The 20586-nt window shown below is 37.9% G+C and carries 15 protein-coding genes; 4 read left to right on the top strand and 11 right to left on the bottom strand.

Annotation, left to right across the window (positions count from 1 at the left end; all coding sequences use genetic code 11):
* Positions 1-101 precede the first annotated feature (101 nt).
* A complete protein-coding gene (locus tag ACM26V_RS11720) occupies positions 102-1316 on the bottom strand; it encodes a Mur ligase family protein (RefSeq protein ID WP_416151591.1) in 1215 nt (404 codons plus the stop codon).
* A 251-nt stretch (positions 1317-1567) separates the two neighbouring features.
* On the opposite strand from ACM26V_RS11720, the gene ACM26V_RS11725 reads away from it, so the two are divergent.
* A complete protein-coding gene (locus ACM26V_RS11725; RefSeq protein WP_416151592.1) occupies positions 1568-2425 on the top strand; it encodes a DegV family protein in 858 nt (285 codons plus the stop codon).
* A 267-nt stretch (positions 2426-2692) separates the two neighbouring features.
* Here ACM26V_RS11725 and ACM26V_RS11730 read toward each other — a convergent pair whose 3' ends face one another.
* The 5 genes from ACM26V_RS11730 to ACM26V_RS11750 form a co-directional block, all read right to left on the bottom strand.
* Positions 2693-4144: an aldehyde dehydrogenase family protein gene (locus ACM26V_RS11730; protein ID WP_416151593.1), complete on the bottom strand. Its 1452-nt coding sequence runs from the start codon at positions 4142-4144 to the stop codon at positions 2693-2695.
* 19 nt (positions 4145-4163) lie between these two features.
* Positions 4164-5210: a homoserine dehydrogenase gene (locus ACM26V_RS11735; protein ID WP_416151594.1), complete on the bottom strand. Its 1047-nt coding sequence runs from the start codon at positions 5208-5210 to the stop codon at positions 4164-4166.
* A gap of 61 nt (positions 5211-5271) precedes the next feature.
* On the bottom strand, positions 5272-6468 hold the full coding sequence (locus ACM26V_RS11740) for a cystathionine gamma-synthase family protein (protein WP_416151595.1): 1197 nt from the start codon (positions 6466-6468) through the stop codon (positions 5272-5274).
* A 78-nt stretch (positions 6469-6546) separates the two neighbouring features.
* Positions 6547-7755 (bottom strand): M24 family metallopeptidase, encoded by a 1209-nt coding sequence (locus ACM26V_RS11745; protein WP_416151596.1) that lies wholly within the window; start codon positions 7753-7755, stop codon positions 6547-6549.
* Between the two features lie 279 nt (positions 7756-8034).
* Positions 8035-9717, bottom strand: a complete 1683-nt coding sequence (locus ACM26V_RS11750; RefSeq protein ID WP_416151597.1) for a PucR family transcriptional regulator — start codon at positions 9715-9717, stop codon at positions 8035-8037.
* 351 nt (positions 9718-10068) lie between these two features.
* On the opposite strand from ACM26V_RS11750, the gene ACM26V_RS11755 reads away from it, so the two are divergent.
* On the top strand, positions 10069-11418 hold the full coding sequence (locus tag ACM26V_RS11755) for a sodium-dependent transporter (protein ID WP_416151598.1): 1350 nt from the start codon (positions 10069-10071) through the stop codon (positions 11416-11418).
* Positions 11419-11548: 130 nt separating this feature from the next.
* Complete coding sequence (locus ACM26V_RS11760; RefSeq protein WP_416151599.1) at positions 11549-12721, top strand: M20 metallopeptidase family protein; 1173 nt, start codon at positions 11549-11551, stop codon at positions 12719-12721.
* A gap of 122 nt (positions 12722-12843) precedes the next feature.
* Here ACM26V_RS11760 and ACM26V_RS11765 read toward each other — a convergent pair whose 3' ends face one another.
* Positions 12844-13575 carry a MurR/RpiR family transcriptional regulator gene (locus ACM26V_RS11765; protein WP_416151600.1) on the bottom strand — a complete coding sequence of 244 codons (732 nt, stop codon included), beginning with the start codon at positions 13573-13575 and terminating at the stop codon, positions 12844-12846.
* Between the two features lie 112 nt (positions 13576-13687).
* On the opposite strand from ACM26V_RS11765, the gene ACM26V_RS11770 reads away from it, so the two are divergent.
* The gene (locus ACM26V_RS11770; protein ID WP_416151601.1) at positions 13688-15007 is read left to right on the top strand and encodes a 6-phospho-beta-glucosidase; all 1320 of its coding nucleotides are present in this window, start codon (positions 13688-13690) and stop codon (positions 15005-15007) included.
* 107 nt (positions 15008-15114) lie between these two features.
* Here ACM26V_RS11770 and ACM26V_RS11775 read toward each other — a convergent pair whose 3' ends face one another.
* From ACM26V_RS11775 to ACM26V_RS11790, 4 genes are all read right to left on the bottom strand, one after another.
* Positions 15115-15735 (bottom strand): fumarylacetoacetate hydrolase family protein, encoded by a 621-nt coding sequence (locus ACM26V_RS11775; protein WP_416151602.1) that lies wholly within the window; start codon positions 15733-15735, stop codon positions 15115-15117.
* A 218-nt stretch (positions 15736-15953) separates the two neighbouring features.
* Positions 15954-16709 carry a 2-dehydro-3-deoxy-D-gluconate 5-dehydrogenase KduD gene (gene kduD / locus ACM26V_RS11780; RefSeq protein WP_416151603.1) on the bottom strand — a complete coding sequence of 252 codons (756 nt, stop codon included), beginning with the start codon at positions 16707-16709 and terminating at the stop codon, positions 15954-15956.
* A 119-nt stretch (positions 16710-16828) separates the two neighbouring features.
* Entirely contained in the window at positions 16829-18637 is a 1809-nt protein-coding gene (locus ACM26V_RS11785) for a rhamnogalacturonan lyase (protein ID WP_416151866.1), read from the bottom strand.
* A gap of 299 nt (positions 18638-18936) precedes the next feature.
* Positions 18937-20586, bottom strand: coding sequence for a response regulator transcription factor (locus ACM26V_RS11790; protein WP_416151604.1), 1650 nt, complete (start codon positions 20584-20586; stop codon positions 18937-18939).

Raw genomic sequence — 20586 nt, forward strand, 5'->3', positions numbered from 1 at the left:
GTTCTGGAGAAATAACCTGTTTTCATTTTCATCATTTCTTCCTTTAATCTAATATCACTTCGTCTCCCTATTATTGATCTCTAGGATTCACTTGAGTGCTTCTACTCAAGACGATGAGTCAATGGATTCATTTCTTTCACAGACGGTACCATTTGTTTCAACGACAACCCCATTTCCAAGCCAACTGCTATTCCAGCAAGAGTGTTATAAACATTTTGTTCCCCTAATAATTTCGTTCGGAATATCTCTACTTCTCCAGATGCCAATGTTACAGTAAATGACATCTCACTCGCTGTATATTTAATATTTGATGCACAAAGATCGAGGTCCTCAGCATCGATGCCATAATAGACCTTCCGGCAAGAATTGTTTCCTTTATAAGAAATCATATTGTCATCATCTTTATTTAATATCGCGACTCCTTCTTTTTCTGATAATGTTTCAACAATTTCATGCTTTATTTTCTTAATCTCTTCTACCGTTGTAAATGTTTTTAAATGCTGTTCCTCAATTGGTGTAATAACCCCAACTTGTTGATGAAGAAGGTCACAAATTTCTTTAATATAACCTTCTTGTTCCGCTCCCATTTCAGCAATAAAAATATCGTGATTTGTTTTGAGTTGCTCATTAATTATTCTCGCCACACCTAGTTTTGTATGATAACTTTCAGGCGTGACCAGCACATTATAGTTAGCAGATAAAATTGCATGAACAACATGCTTCACACTTGTTTTGCTAAAACTTTCAGTAATTCCGATTATTTTTAAATCAGGAGAAGCCTGCATTAAACGTTTTGCATCGTTAACAATTCCTTGGTTAATCCGCGCTTCAATCGGTTCGTTAATAGTGTTCGCCAGTCTTACAACATAAAAAGCTAGAACTTCAGAGCTAATTAATAAAATGATAACGATCACAAATGGAACAAAAATCATTAAGACAATCGCTGCACAGGCGATAACTCCATACAAAATATGCGTTGTAGCTAAAAGACGTTGGACTCTTTGACTATAGACAAGCTTTTTATACTCTGTCGATTTAGTTTTCCAAAAAACAATAAATGTTACTACAAATACGATAATCGCCGCAACAAAAATAAGTGCTTGTGTAGAAGTAAAAACTACCACTATTAGTGGAAGAAGAAACGATAATTCCACCATATGAAACACTTTATTTCTGTTGGTATTCATCCATCTATCATAATGTTCATTACGAAAAGAATTTAACTGAAGCATATGTACGCTTTGTTTCACCTTCAAAGTAATTGGCAATATCCATGCAGCAAGAAGCATGATATATAAAATAGTCAGTATAAACATAGTTATCGGCCCCGATCTTCTTTTCTAATTCTTTCACAATAAAATGGAATTGATTCAACTCGTTTGCACTTAAAAGTTGATCTCCTTCTTGATTATATCGATTTTAATCCCCAATTCGCAAATATTGATACAGTAAACAAAAATCAGTTATTTATCAATATAGTTAGTACCTGGAGTTATCACTTGGTATTAACTCATTAAGATTGTATAATACAAGTATAATAGTGATTTTCAGAAAGCGAGCTGAGCACATGACAAAGAAAAAAATTGCCTGGGTAACCGATAGCACTGCATATATGACGAAGGAACTATTAGAACATCCTGATGTTTACGTTCTTCCTCTTGCCATTATTTTTGACGGACAAGCTTTTGATGATGGCATTGACTTAACAACAGAAGAACTTTACAAACGAATCCGTTCAGAGAAAGAAGTACCCAAGACATCACAACCTTCTTCTGGTAAATTTGAAGAACTATATAGAAAATTAAAAGAAGATTATGATTCAGCTGTAGCAATTCATATCTCAAGCAAATTGAGTGGCACTATCGATAGTTCCACATCTGGTAAAGAAATGGCCGGTTTCGATGTAGAAATTGTTGATTCTTATTCGATGTCTTATGCGATCACTACACTTATTCAAAAGGGCATGGTATTAGCTGAGCAAGGAAAATCGGCAAAAGAGATCCAACAACAATTACAAGATGGAGCAAAGCGTTCAGAAAATTATATACTATTGGGAAGCCTTCAACAGTTTTACAAAGGTGGACGAATGTCCGGTACGTCGTATTTACTTGGAAACATTTTGCAAATCAAGCCGATCATTCGAATTACTTCACAAGGAGAATTTGAGTTATTTCAAAAAGTTCGTTCTGAAAAGAAAGCGATTAAACGTATGCTAGAACTTCTTGCCAACGCTTATGAAAAATCTCGCATTGACCAAGTACAAATTATGCATGGAAATGTGCTCGATAAGGCACATCAGTTGAAAACAAAAGTGAAGGAACAGTTCCCTAACCTAGATATTTTTATCGGTGAAATTAGTTCTTCCATTGGTGTCCATGCTGGTGAAGGAACAGTTGCAATGATTTGGTACAATGATGATAAGTAACGTCTTATTTGAATAGATCTATCTTAAACCACAAAAGAGGTGACCAGCCAGGTTGTTGACTAAACCTCCTGGCTGGTCACTTTTTTTGTGCATTATTTTTTGGGGATCTCGCACGGGTACTGCTCAAGTTGCTTCCTCTTGGGCACAAACTTCTCCAATACTTCATGCGAAGTGTTCAAGTTGCTCCTTTCTTCTATTGCCCCCTATCTAGAAACATGGCAACATACAACTAAAGCTGACTGAACATTCCTGTTCAGTCAGCTTTTTTTATGCTCCCCATGGTTGACTCAACTTGAAGCAAACCACTTTTGGATCAGACATTTCCATCATTGCGTGTCGCACTCCTTCTCGACCTAAACCAGATCCTTTCACGCCTCCGAACGGCATTTCATCTATCCGATAATCACTGCTATCATTCACCATTACGCCACCTACATGAAGATGCTGAATGGCATAAAATGCATGATCCAAATTTTTCGTGAAAATCCCAGCTTGTAGGCCATAATCAACTTCATTCGAATATTTCACTGCTTCTTTCAAACCTTTTACTGGCTCAATAATTACTACAGGCCCGAATACTTCTTCTTTATAGACCATCGAATGGTGGGATACATTTGATAATACCGTCGGCTCGAAAAAAGCACCATCTCTTCTTCCACCTGCTTCGATGACTGCCCCATCATATACCGCTTCCTGTACCCAATCTTCTACACGCATCGCTTCTTTTTCCGCAATCATTGGCCCCATATCGGTCCATTCACTCATTTTATCTCCTACTTGTAATTCTTTCGTCCGTTCAACAAAGGATTGAAGAAATTTATCATACACGGATGATTCAACAAAGATTCTCTGAACACCAATGCAATTCTGTCCTGCTGCTGAAAATGCGCCCGATACCGAAGCCGTGACCGCTTCAGACAAACATGCATCATTTAATACGATGACAGGTGAATTTGAACCTAACTCCATACTAATCTTTTTCAACCCTGCTTGATGAGCAATCTTTTCACCGGCTACTAAACCACCCGTAAAAGAAATCATCTTAACTTTAGGACTCGTCACCAGCGGCTCGCCTATCTCGCGTCCAGAACCCGTTACAACAGACAAAAACCCTTTTGGAACCCCGGCATGTGCAAATGCTTTTGCTAAAAGCAACGCGCTCAATGGTGTCATCGACGCAGGCTTTACAATAACTGGATTTCCAGCAGCAAGTGCAGGACCTACCTTGTGAGCGACTAAATTCAATGGATCATTGAAAGGCGTAATCGCTCCAATGATTCCGATCGGAAATCGATACTGATATCCAGCCCGGTTTTCACTTCCTTCCTTTTGATCAAAGTTGATCGTTTCTCCTTTCAATCTCCTAGCTTCTTCTGCACTTATTCGAAGAGTTTGAGCGGTTCTTTTCACTTCTCCTCGTGCTTCCGTTATCGTTTTACTTCCTTCTAAAGCGATTGTTTCAGAAAAGGTTTCATGATGTTCTTCAATATAATCCGCCGCCCGATTCAATACATTGATTCGTTCATGGGTTGCCCATGAAGAAAGATGTTGAAACACCTCTTCTGCCTCGTCAATTGCCCTAATCATATCTTGAGGAGAAGCCGATGGAACATTGGCAATCACTTGGTTATTTTGCGGATTAACCACTTGAAAAGTTTTATCCCCTGAAATCCACTCTCCTGCAATTAACATTTTTTCTTCTCGTATTTTCGTTTTCATGCTTGATGCACCACCTTTCTTATCGTTTGATTAGTACTTTTTGTTTTTGGTAGTGAATCAGATCAATTAGTAACGAATATCCTGTTTCCATTAAGCCGGCTCCCGCTCCAGTCAACATGATCGGCCCAGCTAAATCACATGTATAAATTATTGCATTTAGTGCTCCACTGACATTAGCTAAAGGATCGTCTTTAGCAAGCAATTCTGGTTTAACTGAAGCTTTCACTGAATCGCCCTCTTTTGTTAACCTTGCCACTAATCGCCAACGTTGCCCATTACTTATCGCTTCTTGCAAGTGTTCCCCAGTCAATTGCGTGATTCCTTCGCAAGTTACATCAGCAGCTTGTAGTGCTGTTCCCAAAACGACGTTAGCTAGAATGACTGCTTTATATCTTGCATCGTACCCTTCAACGTCACTTGTTGGATCCGCTTCTGCGTAACCTTTACTTTGAGCTAAGCTTAACGCTTCCTGATAGCTCAAGCCTTTTTCCATTTCTGTAAGCATGAAGTTCGTTGTTCCATTTAAGATCCCGCTAATTTCACTAATTTCATTTCCTGCTAGTGTTGTAAAAGGCAACCGTAAAGCTGGTGTCCCACTCATCACAGTCCCTTCGAAACCCCAAAATACATCCTGTTTCTTCGCTAACCCCGCCAATTCTTGGTATGCTATCGCTACCGGACCTTTATTTGTCGTAACAACACTTTTATGACTCTCAAACGCCGCCTTACAATGGTCAATCGCCGGTTGACCTGTTTTTACATCCGTAAATGTTACCTCCACAATCATATCTGCATTCGTCTCTTTAATCGTTCGAATACTATCCATGCCTTTCACCGTTGTGGCGGTATCAGGATAATAATCAAGATTGTTGTGAGTCGCAAGAGTTTCCAAAAGTAGGTCTTCATTTAATCCATTTGGGTCATAAACCGACCCTTTCATCACATCCGAAACTGCGACTACCGTTGAATCCATCCCAAAATCTTTCAAAAGCTGCTGACGACGATCACGGATAAGTTTAACTAATGCCTGCCCAACTCCACCGAACCCAATAAAAGCTATTTTCATATGCACTTTCACCTCCGAGATCTCAAGCTGATTGCAATAATTTCAGAATACTTCTACGTCATTATCTTACAAAAAGGTTTTCAGGAAGTGCTTGAAACGCTTGATCTAAATCAGCAAGTAAATCTTCTATATCCTCAATACCCGCGGAATATCGGATGAGGCCTTCCGGAATTCCCATCGCTGCACGTTCTTCTGGCGTACATTCTACATGGCTAGTCGTTCGTGATGGACCAACGATCGTTTCAACTGCACCTAAATTCGCAGCCCTGTTAGCAAACTTTAGTTTTGGTAACAAATGGCGAACCGTATCTACTCCACCCTTTACTGAAAAACTTAGCATGCCTCCAAAACCTCTCATTTGCTTTTTAGCAATCTCATGACCTTGATGCTCTGGAAGTCCTGGATAGAATACCGCTTCAACACCATCAATTGTTTTCAAGTGCTCAGCAACCATCATCGCATTTTGGTTCTGTTTATCAACTCGCAGCTTCAACGTTTTCATCCCACGTAATAGTAAATATGCTGCCATTGGATCCAATGTGGCACCATTAATTTCTCGATAATGATACACTTGCTCGACAAGTTCCTTCGAACCACAAAGTGATCCTCCTAAAGCATCTGCATGCCCACCTAAATATTTCGTTGCGCTGTGAATGACCAAGTCGACCCCAAAATCTAATGGATTTTGATTTACTGGTGTAGCAAAGGTATTATCAACAATCACTATCGCACCGACTGCTTTTCCCGCTTTCACCATTCTCTCAATGTCAGTAATCTTCACCGTTGGATTCGTTGGAGTTTCTAAATAGAGCACTTGGCACCCTTTAGCAATTTCTTCTTCAATCGCTTCATGATTTCCTGTTTCACAAAGGGAGACATCGATGTTTTGCTTAGGTAAAAACTCAGAAAATATCTTGTTTGTTCCTCCATACGTATCTTTAATCGATACAACCCGATCTCCTGGGAATAGAAAAGTTCCTAATGTATTGCTAATCGCTGCCATTCCAGTCGAAAAACTTGTTGCCGCTTCTGCACCCTCAAGAATTCGAATTTTGTCTTCAAAAGCTTCCACCGTTGGGTTTGTATTTCTTCCATAAATGTGCCCCTTTTTATTACCTATCGCAACTTCATACCACTCATCCATATCCTCATATCCATACGATACACTGTGAACGACCGGAACTTGTGTTGCCCCAAAGGCTAAATAATCTTTTTCGCCTGCCCAAATGGCTTTTGTAGACATTCTTGGTTCTCTCATGTCGATGCCTCCTCGTAACTGTTTATTTAACTATTCTCGAAAAAATTTTGCTATAGTTAAGAGCCTTCACAACTAACTTTATGAGATTTCTCCTTCATGCTGGTGGATGATAAAGGGATGTTTAATCGCTAGTTCTCTTGGATATTTCGTAAATGTTTCACTACCCTGTTTCGTAATTTTAAATGTTTCACTAATTTCAATTCCATAATTATCAAACCATAAACCCGGGATTAAGTGAAAAGTCATATTCGGCTGCAAGACGGTTGGATCGCCTTTTCGAATACTCGCCGTATGCTCTCCCCAGTCTGGAGGATATCCTAGTCCAACTGAGTAGCCCAACCGAGCTTCCTTCTCAATACCGTAACGACCAATGCTCTTTCTCCAAACTTCCTCAAGTTCTCCGCAAGTTAACCCTGGTTTTGCAGCTTGCAATACTTCGTTTACCCCTTCTACAACAATAGGAGCTAAGTTTTCAAGATTTGCCGATGGGCCTCCTATACTAACAGTTCTGGCAAGCGGGACGTGGTAGCGTTTATAACAACCTGCAAGTTCAACAATGACTGAATCTCCCTCTTTAAAATGGCGATCTGTCCATGTCAAATGTGGTATACCTGTATTTTTACCTGAAGGTAACAGTGGGACAATCGATGGATAATCCCCACCATTTTCTTTTGTACCTGATACGACATGATAGTAAATGTTTGCCGCAACATCACACTCACGAACCCCTGCTCGGATACTTTCGACTCCTTGATACATCGCCTGATCAGCTATTTGAGCAGCAATATTCATATAATCAATTTCCTGGTCCGATTTAATTAATCTCACATCATTTACAATTAAATCGCCATCTAAAAAGGTAGCATTTGGAAGAGCTCTCTTTAGTCTGTCAAACGCCTTCGCAGAAAAATAATAGTTATCCATTTCGACGCCAATTTTTCGTTTACCATGACCGATTTGATTGATAATTTCACCAATGAAATCCATTGGATGGTGTATACCCGAGTGCACATAATAGTCAGGATATGCAATGACATTTTCATCATAAATCCACGTTTTAGCTCTAGCACCATTAGCATCTTGGTGCCTTCCTAACCAGAGCGGCTGTGGTTCATCAATGACGATCGCCACCATTTGATGAACATAAAATGACCATGCATCATACCCTGTTAAATAATTCATATTCGCTGGGTCTGTAATTAACAATACTTCTATGCCTTTCCTCTCCATCCTTCGCTTTGTTTCATGAATCCTCTTTTGATATTCCAAAATATCAAACGGTAGCATCTTTTTCCACCTCTCTTATATTCAGAATATTTAGTTATTACATTCAGTATATGTTATATAACAAATATTTGTAATGTGCAAAGTGTATGAAATTATTTTAGATGATTGATACACATTTCTATAATAACTTTAGTAATAAATCTACTTAAACGGCAAAAAAGACACCATAAAAAAATTTTTGTATATAAAAATATAAAACAAAAAGCACCGCAAATGCGGTGCAATTAGTTAACCATTATTTTAGAGAATGAAAATTTAGCGATAGGAACAGAACCAAAGCTATTCAATTTTCCTCAACATCCAAAGTCGAATACTTAATTCTAGTAAAAAGACATCATCAGCATTGACTAATGACAGTTGCGTGAGCGATTCAATATTACGTAATCGGTAAAGTAGTGACTGCCGATGCAAGTTCAACGCTCGTGCAGTCTGGCTTACATTCGCCTTGTTTTTATTATAAGCCATAAACGTCTGCACTAGATCAGTTTGCCTTTTTTCATCGTAATCTATTAACGGTTGAATTGTGTCTTTAACAATTTTTTTAATATTTTCATCCGTTGAAATAGTCATCAGAAGGCGATTAATTCTCGTGTCCTTAAAAAACGTTCGTTCTCCTGGTCCAACGTTTTGTTTTCCAATTTCCAACGCAGTTTTTGCTTCTGAGTAACTCGCATGGAACCCATCAGTCTCATTTTTATGTGCCGCAATCCCCCACGAAAGTTCTACTTCCGTAAGTAATTCATTTAACCTTCGTTCAATCGTATCTAAAAATTGATTTGCCGTTTCTGTATGCAAATGATGATCCGTTTCTAAATAAACAATGACTTCTCCTTCATCAAACGTCGCCATTGTTTTCCTACCAAGCAACAGCGCAGCATTATTAATTTCCTTTTGAATATAATAGTTCAAGCTTTGCAAGGAAGACGTGACTGGTTTATCTTTTTTGAATTTCGGAAAAGAAGCTGTTTCTTCCCTTAATCTGATATCACCAACAATACATATATATGTGAGGCTTAAATCATACCCAAGCAATTCGGCCTTGGAATTCATATGATCTTTTTCGTTATTTTTTTGCTTTGCGAGTTGCAGAATAAAATTATCTTTCAAACGAATTTCAGTCATTTCAATCGCATTTTCTTTCAAAAAATACAAAGCACAAGCAGTAAGCGTGTGTTCTAGAATATTCATCATAAACCAGCTAAATTGCTTGTTTGTATCAAGTTGGAACCATAAAAACCCTTGTTTACGGTGATTCGTTGCAATCAAGATCTGAAACCAAGTTTGCTGATCTACTATATACTCTTCAATATGTGGATAAAGTGGGTGCTCGATAAAGGACATATTTGACGCATTCGATTGTTCAACAGGCTTCATCTCTCTGTTTTGAAAATGTTTTACGGTCTTGTTATTAACTTTTTGAGAAGCTCTAACCTGCCTTGTATAGTCTGTAATAACGATTGGCAGTCCGATGTGTTTATGAAGAGCTCCTGCAATTTCTTGAAGTCCTTTGTTCTGTAAAACATCATTGATTAATTCTTGTCTAATTTCCTCTGTTTGTTGCCTTTCTGATTTATTTCTCTGATTTATTTTTTCTAATACCATTTGCATAATATCTCCGAAACGAATATCCCAGGGAATGTCAATAATAACGAAATCATGATCTATCGCAAGTTTAATAATCCGATCTGGAATATCAAATACATACCTCCCAGTAGCAAATCCTAGTGCCGAAGCACCTGATTGAATCACGTCTTTCACAAACTGTTCTAACAACTGTGGGTCTCCATGACAACCAATGCCTGTTGTTAACACAAACTCATTTTCTCTGACGAAATTTTCGACAGGCATTTCGATGACCGAAATCCATTCAATATTTCTTTGATCGAGAAAATCTGTTCCGGATTTCAAAGTTGCAGATTCCATAATAGGCAATTGGATAATATCATTTGCTGTTAAAGTCATATTGATCCCCCACTTTCAACTTTAATATACTTTTAAGTCCCCGCAAAATTGTTAAAAAATGAAAGGTCCACCACGAGAACAGGTGTAATAATACACTTCTACAGTCGGGAATCATTTAACCAATAACAAAATCCCTATACAATTTTTGAATATTCTGTTAAGTGGATTTTCTCATGAATCGTACGATTTGACAATTACTTATTACTTCAGAAAGTTACAATAGCACCTTTTTAACCATATAGCAGTAAATATACATAAATAAATTAAAATAAACGGACATAATAAAAAGTAATTATGATATAGTTTTACTTGCATTATTTTGTACGTTATCGATTTAAAGGAGGAAGTTTTATGAGTGATTTAAAAGTAGGACGAGAGCAATGGGGATCTAGACTAGGCTTTATTTTAGCCGCAATGGGATCCGCAGTTGGTCTTGGTAATATTTGGCGTTTCGCCTATGTAACAGGAGAAAGTGGTGGCGCTGCGTTCTTATTAATTTATATATTATGTATTCTAGCAATTGGAGTTCCAATTTTAATGGCTGAATTTACTATTGGGCGCCGTGCACAAAGTGACGTCGTTGGTTCATTTGAAACGCTCGCTCCAGGAAAACCCTGGGTATTAGCTGGGATATTAGGAGTTGCTTCCGCATTCATTATATTATCATTCTATTCTGTTGTCGCAGGTTGGTCACTCCATTATTTTGTTCAGTATTTTACTGGTGGACCTTCTCTAGGAACGGAAGGTGGCTATGGAGGCTATTTTGGAGAATTCATTACTAGCCCTCTTCAACCACTTATCTGGCAGTTTATCTTTATGGCATTCACTGTAGGAATTGTCTATGTTGGAGTAAAAAAAGGAATCGAAAAATCGAACAAGATCTTAATGCCTTTATTAGCAGTTTTAGTGATTGTTTTGGCTGGGTACAGTATGACTCTTGGTGGCACACGTGAAGCACTTAATTTCTTGTTTTCACCTGACTGGAGTTCTCTAAGAGACCCAGAAGTGTATTTGGCAGCGCTTGGACAAGCCTTCTTTTCTTTAAGTCTAGGAATGGGCGCACTGATCACTTATGGAAGTTATTTATCGAAAGATCACAAGCTTCCCGGCGCAGCAGTCAGTGTAGCTAGCTTGGATACTGTTTTCGCAATAATTGCCGGACTAATGATTTTCCCAGCAGTTTTCGCATTCGGAATTGCGCCGGATGACGGTCCTGGCCTTGTGTTTGTTACACTACCAGAAATTTTCGATAATATGACTGGTGGCGTACTGTTTGGACTTGCGTTTTTCTTCTTGTTATCTGCAGCGGCGTTGTCTTCAGGAGTTTCTCTTTTGGAAGTCGCAGTAGCTTATTTTATGCGCAAGTTTCAGTGGTCACGACAAAAAGCCGCGATTTTTATCGGTTTCATCATTTTCATTTTAGGTATCCCATCTTCATTAGGAATGGGTATCCTCTCAGATGTTGTCATCTTTGGTAGAGATATTTTCGATACGATGGACTTCATTGCTTCAAACGTCTTCCTGCCAATCGGCGGTTTGATAATTGCCTTATTCGTTGGATGGGGCTGGAATAAAGCCGAGGTATTGGACGCTTCTGATTTTGGAAACACCCCTATTGGGAACATATGGATCTTTATTCTCCGGTTCTTCGCTCCAGTAGCAATATTCCTAATTTTCTTAAGCGCCATTGGAGTTATATAATTATACTAACTGGCCCCGCTAAATGCGGGGCCTTTCTATTATTTGCTGCAGAAAATATAAAGTAAAAGGTTCACTGGAAACTTTTATATGATAGGATACGGATATATCGATTGTAAAGAAGGTGTTTAATGTGAGGAATCAACTTCAAGTTAGTCAATCATTAACAAAGTGGATCATCGAACAACGACGTCACCTTCACCAATATCCTGAATTATCTCATCAAGAGAAAATAACTAGAGAATACATTAAGCAATGTTTAAATGATTTGAACTATGAAACGACTTCCTATACAGGAAAGGATGTTATCGCTGAACTACATGGAGCTACTAATCAAGGTCCAATCCTTGCTATTCGAGCAGATATGGATGCATTGGAAATAACAGAAGATACAAACCTTCCTTTTTCATCAAAACATCCAGGTTTCATGCATGCTTGTGGACATGATGGTCATATGGCCATTGTACTTGGTGTAGCCAAACTGCTATCAGAGAACCGTGAACAACTCTTTGGTACAGTAAGATTTATTTTCCAACACGCTGAAGAAACCGTTCCAGGTGGGGCGGAACAAATCGTCGAAGCAGGAGGCCTTGATGATGTTTCTGCCATTTTAGGTTGTCATCTTTGGGAACCTCTCGAAAAAGGAAAGGTTGGCTTTCGTGAAGGACCACTTATGGCTGGGGCTGATCGTTTCGAAGTGAACATTCAAGGGAAAGGCGGTCATGGATCCATGCCTCATTTAACAATTGATCCGGTTCTTGTCTCGACACATGCAATTCAGCAGTTGTATAGCATTGTAAGTAGACAGATCAATCCCCATCAACCTGCAGTTCTAAGTATTGGTGAATTAAAGATGGGTACGAGTTACAATGTCATCCCTGATAAGGCTTTTTTTACCGGGACAGTTCGTTATTTTGACCCCGATATCCAAGATTTTTTCAAAGAAACAATTAAAACAATTTTAGATGGAGTTTGCAAATCTTTTCAAGCATCTTATGAGTGGAATTACCAAGTTGGCGAACCTCCGTTATTGAACGAGCAACATCTTACAGCTTTCGTTAAAAAACAAGCAACTTTGTTTCTACCTGAAAATCAAATTGTCGAGGCTGAACAAAGTCTTGGTGGAGAAGATTTTGCTCACTATACAAATAAGGCGAATGCCTGTTACTTTTTTATTGGGATCGGTGAAAAAGGGAACACGTACGGCCATCACCACCCGAAATTTGATATTGATGAAACGATGTTACCTATCGGGACTAAAATATTAGCTCAATCAGCGATAAACTACCTTTCCAATCAGAAATAAAACAACGTGTTCCTAAAAAGGAACACGTTTCTTTTTGTCATTCTTTATTCTAAAACTTCTAAATCCCTTTACGATCGACTGAAAATAATAAATACTAAGGTTAGCTTCAAGAGAATGAGCCGTCACAACTTATGAAGAGATTCGTATGTTGCTTTACCTAACATTTCGATTAAATACAGAACAGGTAGTTGCGTGGTAATGTTCGCTTTTTTAATAAATTCCGTATTTATGTAATATGCAAGCGAATAATCAGACAATTGTGCGACAGTGGACGTTTTTGTATTCGTTATACTAACAATCACAGCTCCTTCTTCTCGTAACCGATGGAGCTGCGAGATGATATGAGCAGTTTCACCTGAGACAGATAAAATGACGGCCGTACTATTTTTCATATACTTTCCATGCATAGGGAAGAATGGATCATTGATCGCCAGTGAGAATTTCTCTAAGCTCGAAAAATATCGTGCCCCATATTCTGCAAGAATACCTGAACTCCCTGTTCCGAGAAAAATCACGTGTTCAGATTGGGCAATTTGACTTGCAACATCCTGAATCTTACTTTGGTAATCCGTCTTTAATGTCCGCTCGAGAAATTCATTCATTGTCTCGTACGAATCATGGATAAACGTTGTATCATTCTTCTTTAAATAAAGCTTCAATTTCGTTTTGAATTCAGAAAACCCATCGCAATCGAGTTTTCTACAAAACCTTAAAATTGTCGTCGGCGATACATGGGTGGCTTCAGCAAGTTCACGAATTCTCATAAATGTGACTTTCTCACTATTGGCCAAAATATATTGATACAAATGTGAGTCCAATTCTGAAAATCTCGTAAGTTGTTTCGTAGTAAACATATCAGTCAACGTCCTTTATTCGGATTATCTTTACGGCTACATTCTATTATACAAATGATCATGTACTTATGTATAGGGTATTAATCAACTAAAAGAGAAGGGGATTTTAAATATGACTGAAAAAAAAGGAATTAAAATAGTTACAATTGGTGGAGGTTCTAGTTATACCCCAGAACTTATTGAAGGTTTTATAAAACGTTATGACACTCTTCCCGTCCACGAACTATGGCTTGTAGATATTCCAGAAGGGGAGGAAAAGTTAAATATCGTAGGCTCCCTTGCTAAAAGAATGGTAAAAGAAGCTGGCATTCCAATGAAGATTCATTTAACGCTTAATAGGCAAGAAGCCTTGAAAGATGCTGACTTTGTTACGACACAATTCCGTGTAGGATTACTTAAAGCTCGTGCAATAGATGAACGAATACCACTAAAACACGGTGTGATTGGTCAAGAAACAAATGGACCTGGAGGACTTTTCAAAGGATTACGTACAATTCCCGTCATTTTAGATATCGTAAAGGATATGGAAACATATTGTCCTGATGCATGGTTAATCAACTTTACTAATCCAGCCGGAATGGTTACAGAGGCGATTTACCGTCACTCAAATTGGAATAAAGTTGTCGGTTTATGCAACGTGCCCGTCGGGATGAGAATGGGTGTTGCAAAGGCATTAGACGTCAAACCAGACAGAGTTGAAGTCGATTTCGCTGGCTTAAATCATATGGTGTATGGACTGAATATCTATTTGGATGGCGAAAATGTTACAAAGATGGTCATTGAAAAAATGACATCTGGTGACACATCGATGACAATGAAAAATATCTCCGATTTAGGCTGGGAACCAGGATTTTTAAAAGCATTAAATATGCTCCCTTGCCCTTATCACCGTTATTATTACAAAACGGATGAAATGCTTGCAGAAGAATTAAAAAATGCTGAAGAAAAGGGAACAAGAGCGGAAGTTGTTCAAAAGCTTGAAACAGAGTTATTTGAACTTTACAAAGATGTGGAGTTACGCAAAAAACCGGAGCAACTTGAAAAACGAGGTGGTGCATATTATAGTGATGCTGCCTGCAATTTGATCGATTCTATTCACAATGATCGTGGAGACGTGCAACCTGTGAACACATTAAATAAAGGGGCAATCGCAAGTATTGCTGATGATTCTGCAGTGGAAGTAAGTTGTATCATCACAAAAAGTGGTCCAAAACCAATTGCCGTGGGAGATCTTCCCGTATCTGTACGCGGACTCGTACAACAAATTAAATCTTTCGAGAGAGTCGCTGCAGAAGCTGCTGTAACTGGTGATTATGATAAAGCTTTACTCGCAATGACAATCAATCCGCTCGTCCCATCTGACACACTAGCAAAAATTATTTTAGACGAAATGATGGAAGCTCACAAAGAGCATCTTCCACAGTTCATCTAATTCAAAAGAAAGGTGTCACCAAAGATTTTGTGGTGGCACCTTCTTTTTATATACTGACTGTTTCGTTTAGGAAAATGAGACAAGCGCTCTAAATTATGAAATTGATTTCACTTAATAATTTTTACGGCACCTTTATTTTCTTGATTAAAATACATTTTTAATTCATCACCCGTCTGAATCTCCCCTACGCCTTCTGGAGTCCCAGTGAACAATAGATCACCTGCACTGAGACCAGCAGTTTCCGAACAGTAGTTAAGGATAGCACCTAAATTAAAAATCATCTCGTTCGGATCTCCTTCCTGAACCTTCTGCCCATTAATTTCAAGCGTAAAAGTCGATTGGTTTAATTTGTCAATGCCTTCAAAAGGAAAAAATGGCGTAACTAGTGCAGCATTTCGAAAACCTTTCGCCACAAACCAAGGATGACCTTTTTCTTTCAACTCTTCTTGTTCATCTCTTAACGTAAAATCAATTCCCAACGCCATCTCTGATATACAATCTTCCGGGGACATCCCCACTTCATATGAACGGTTTAATTGAAAAACGAGCTCCAGTTCATAATGAATGCTCCCTCTATTTTTTGGAAGTTCAACCCTTTGTCCATTAGTAGTTACGAGAGAGTGCGTTGGTTTACTGAAAATCATAGGTTTCGATGGTAAGTCATTTCCTAGTTCCTTTGCATGTTTTGCATAGTTCCTTCCGACGCAATATATATTTTTTACATTCAAATTATTCCCTCCTCGGATTAATTACTATTAGTTTATTTTACTATCAACTTTATCAAACTCGCAAACTTCATTTCCTATTTCTAAATCAACTTCAGACCTTGGTTGTTATACTAAGCGTTAAGTGGGAAGTGATTCTAACATATCAAAAGACGCTGTCACATTGGACAGCGTCTTTCACCGTTTTATTTATTCTTACAATTTACTAGATAAACCTCTTCTTAAGAGCCCATCCATCCACCGTCAACACATAAAATATGTCCATTTACATAACGAGACGCTTCTGATGCTAGAAAAACCGCAGGTCCTTTTAAATCTTCAGGTGTTCCCCATTCTCCCTTTGGAATTCTTGACAAGATGTTTGCACTTCTTTCTTTATCTGCTCGAAGTGGAGCCGTATTTTCTGTTGCCATATAACCTGGCGCAATCGCATTAACATTCACACCTTTGCTTGCCCATTCATTTGCGAATGATTTTGTTAACCCAGCAACACCATGTTTTGTCGCAGCATAAGCCGGTACTTTTATTCCACCTTGAAACGATAACATCGAAGCAACATTAATAATTTTCCCAGAGCCATTCTCAATCATATGCTTACCAAAATCTCTTGATAATCGGAAAACAGTATTTAAATTAAGATTTACAACATCATCCCAATCTTTATCGGTGAAGTTTTCTGCAAATTCTCTTCGAATCATTCCTGCATTATTAATAAGAATATCTACTCTACCCATTTTACTAATCGCTTCTTCAACGACAGCACTCAGATTTTCTTGCTTCGAAAGGTCTACAGGCATATCGAAAAATTTACGTCCTAGTGACTCAACTTTCTGTTTTGTTTCAGATTGTTCAATATGGCTAATGCCAATAATATCTGCTCCTGCTTCAGCCAAACCTAAAGCCATTCCTTGACCAAGACCTTGTAACGCACCAGTAACAACAGCGACTTTTCCTTCTAATTCAAATTGCTCTCCCATTCAATCCCACTCCTCTTTTCCTTTTATGTTCGAAAAGGTTCATTATGGTTCGATCATATCATAGAATTATCCAAATTGAAATGAGATTTTTACTCATGTAAGCATCTTTCTTTCATTTGTTACAATTCTTTGACGTTTTCCGGAAAGTATATCTTTGGAGTTGGTGGTTTTTCCATATCTGGTCCAATATAAAATCCAGGATGCGGCGGTTGATTGTATGCGACATTTTGCCAAGCAACAGCTAATCGATAGATAGGATCGTGCATAAGCGTATATATCCTATGGTCAGTTACGTCTGTCGTCGAGTATATCCTTAGCTCGGTACTATCATCTGACCTCCATATTACTTCTTCTCGCCAATCACCAAAAATGTCTGCTTGCAAGCAAGGATTACCTTTTGTAAAGTTATTTGATCTTGTTCCTGAGGCAATAAGTAAATTGTTTAGGCGTTCATTTTTGTAATCCCATTTATCTATTCTGCCAACACCTACACCGCTGTCAACTTCTAAATCATGATCCAATAATTCTCTCAATAAATCGCCATCCCACCAAATAGCAAAATTAAACGAAGGAGGTGTTATATCAGAAATCTTTTTCCCATTCACGTTATATAAGCCAAATCCCCCATCTCGCCAGTGATCGGACCCCCAAACTTCTACTCCTTTATACCTCGGATCAATATTTGCTGCGAGGCCTCGGCCGATATCATTCTCTGATGGGATCCCCCACAATATTTCTCCTGTTTCTGCATCATGTACTTCTATTCCATTGTCTGATGGGTTTTCATGTACTTGAAAGACTTCTAATCCTTCGCGTTGAGGATTTAAATTGCCCACATGCATAGCATCGCCATGACCGAGTTTTGTCGAGTATAGTCCTTTACCATCATGATCAATCACACATGAACCATAGACGATTTCATCCATTCCATCTCTATCAACATCTGCGACAGCCAAACTGTGGTTTCCTTGCCCCTCATAGACCTCATACCCTGGATTTTTACTGTCAAATGTCCACAAGTGAGTTAATTCATCATCACGCCAATTATAAGCTGCTAGTACTGCTCGAGTATAGTATCCTCGACACATAACTAGACTAGGCCGTTGTCCATCTAAGTAGGCTACTGCGGCTAGAAAGCGATCGACTCTATTTCCCTCTTCATCTCCCCAGTCAGCACCATCTCCACGCGGAGGGTCATAATCAGTCGTGACAAGTTCAGCCCCTGTTTCTCCTTCAAATATAGTGAGGAACTCTGGTCCTTCAAGAATGAAGCCTTTCTCATTCCGATAATCTGCTTCTTTATCTCCGATCACTTTTCCTACACCATCAATTGTTCCATCAGCTGTTTTACAAGCGATTTCTGATTTTCCATCTCCATCTAAATCATAAACGATGAATTGTGTATAGTGAGCACCAGCGCGAATATTTCTTCCAAGATCTATCCTTGATAAAAATGTCCCATCAAGTTTATATGTATCAATATAGACATTTCCTGTATAACCTTCATGAGCGTTATCATGAGAGTTAGAAGGGTCCCATTTCAAAATAATTTCATATTCTCCATCACCATCAACATCACCAATACTTGCATCGTTTGCACTGTAAGTGTATTCAATACCATCCGGAGTTTTGCCTCCCTCTGGTTTTCTCAAAGGAACCGGTAAATAATTTGTATCCCACACTTCTATTTTGTTTGATTTGGACACTTCATCTCCTTGAACAATACACTTTACTTGATATACTGAATCCGTTGTACCCTGCTCGTCTAAAAAATTTGTACTCGTTTTAATAGATTCGGTTGTTATTTTTTCGTCATTTCGGTAAAGCTGAAATTCGATTTGATCATCGTCAGTTGCTAGTAACCGCCAACTTAAATAAACACCTTCTTCTACTTTCATCGCTATTAGTCCACGATCAAGGTTCTCCATCTGACGAGCCGTCTGTTTTTCTTTACTCATAATGTTTTACCTCCATTTTTAGTTCTTTTACTTGCTTTATATTTGCTCCCTAAATATAAAGCGTTATCATTTTTCCGACAATCATCATTTTTTGCATTCATTCAGTTACTAGAAGTTATTTGTCCTACTTTACACTCTTTCTCCTTTTACCGTTAACAAAATGATCACTTCCGGCTTCACTTTTTTCTTGAACACGAAAATGCCACCAAATTTTCGAAGATTTGGTGGCATTTTCTGTTCTATACGATTAATAGTTCAGTAGACACTAATTACAAGTTGCTAGAAGCCATTTTACGATTAATTAACTCAGTTGGAGTGTACCCACAATATTTTTTAAATGTTGTTGTAAAATAAGCTGGGTTAATAAATCCAACTTTCTCTGAAATTTCATATATTAAATAATGACCTTCTTGAATCATTTTTTTAGCTTTTTCCATTCTTACTCTAGTTAAATAATTTTTAAATGATTCCCCAACAATTTTTTTAAATATTTGTCCTAAATAATTCCGTGAGATAAATAACTCATCAGCGATATCTTGAAGCGTAATATTTTCACTAATATTCTTCTGAATATAATCCAACATTTGTTCTACTAGCTGCCGATGTTTCAAGTTCTCGTCCCACTGTTGATTCTCACAAATGTGGTTTACGATACGACACATATAGTCTTTAAAATCTAACCAACTTGTACTATCAGACAACTCCTTATGAAAATCAAAATCGTCTGAAAACATCTCATCAATCTTAATTCCAATATCATAAAGAGAATATGTCATAATCGTCCATATTTCAATTCCAATTCGAACACCCTCGTTTTGCGTGAAAGGGGATTCTTTATTCTGTTCATAAATCTTGTTAATAATTGCTGATGCACCTTTTTCATCCGCATACCTTATCGCCTCTGACATTTCTTGATTGGCTTTCATTGAGTCAGACCATAATGTCTTCTGGTTTTTGTTTATTAAGGTGAATTCAGGATTTTGTTCTATTATTGCAGTCTGTTGATAATCTTGATTACTCTGGTTAGACAGTTTCGCAAAAGCTTCTTTCATCGAATCAGCTAATTCTGACCAACTATCTTTGACTCCTCCAGTGCTAATTAACAATTGTATGTGAAAGTATTTCTTAAATTTCGTCACAAGTCGTTCTTTTAATTCATGAAGCAAATCTTCAACCTCATCTTTCACCTCATTATTGAGATGAAGACAGATCGCTGTTTGATGGCTATGAAGCTCAATATAATGAATATCATCAAATAGTTCTTGTACTGAATCTTTAATGACATTTTTTGTTGTGAATCGAAACATATACCAATCCGATCGATAAAAAGAAGATTTTTCAAGTGTTTGATCATAAGTTATTGTCATCACCACGTGCTTTTGCTTAGACCATTTATCAGTAATTTTATCAACATTTAACGGTAAATTAGTTAAATTAGAATTTGTCCCAGTCACAATCGATTTAATCCATTCTTTCTCTACTAACGGTTCATACAAGGTTACTTTTTCTCGTAAATCATATATTTCAATTTCCTCAATACTATCTTTCTCTAACTTTTCAACACTCTTCTCTAATACTTCTTTAATCGTATCTGGTGAGGCTGGTTTGGACAAATAATCATCAATATTTAGTCGCATCGCCCGACGAGCATATTCAAACTCATTGTATCCACTTAATATGATCACTCTAGAATTGATTCCTTCATTTCTAACTTTTTCGATCATTTCTAATCCATTTAAAACAGGCATATATATATCAGTGATAATCAGGTCTGGTCTCTCTTGTTTAATTAACTCGTATCCTTCTTGACCATTTCTCGCTTCACCGACCCATTGACACGATAAATCTTTCCAAGGAATGATTTTTTTCATTCCACGTAACACTTTATCATCATCGTCGATAATCATTACTTTCCACAC

This window comes from Salipaludibacillus sp. HK11, from assembly GCF_047795645.1.
In the GTDB taxonomy this organism is placed as follows: domain Bacteria; phylum Bacillota; class Bacilli; order Bacillales; family Salisediminibacteriaceae; genus Salipaludibacillus.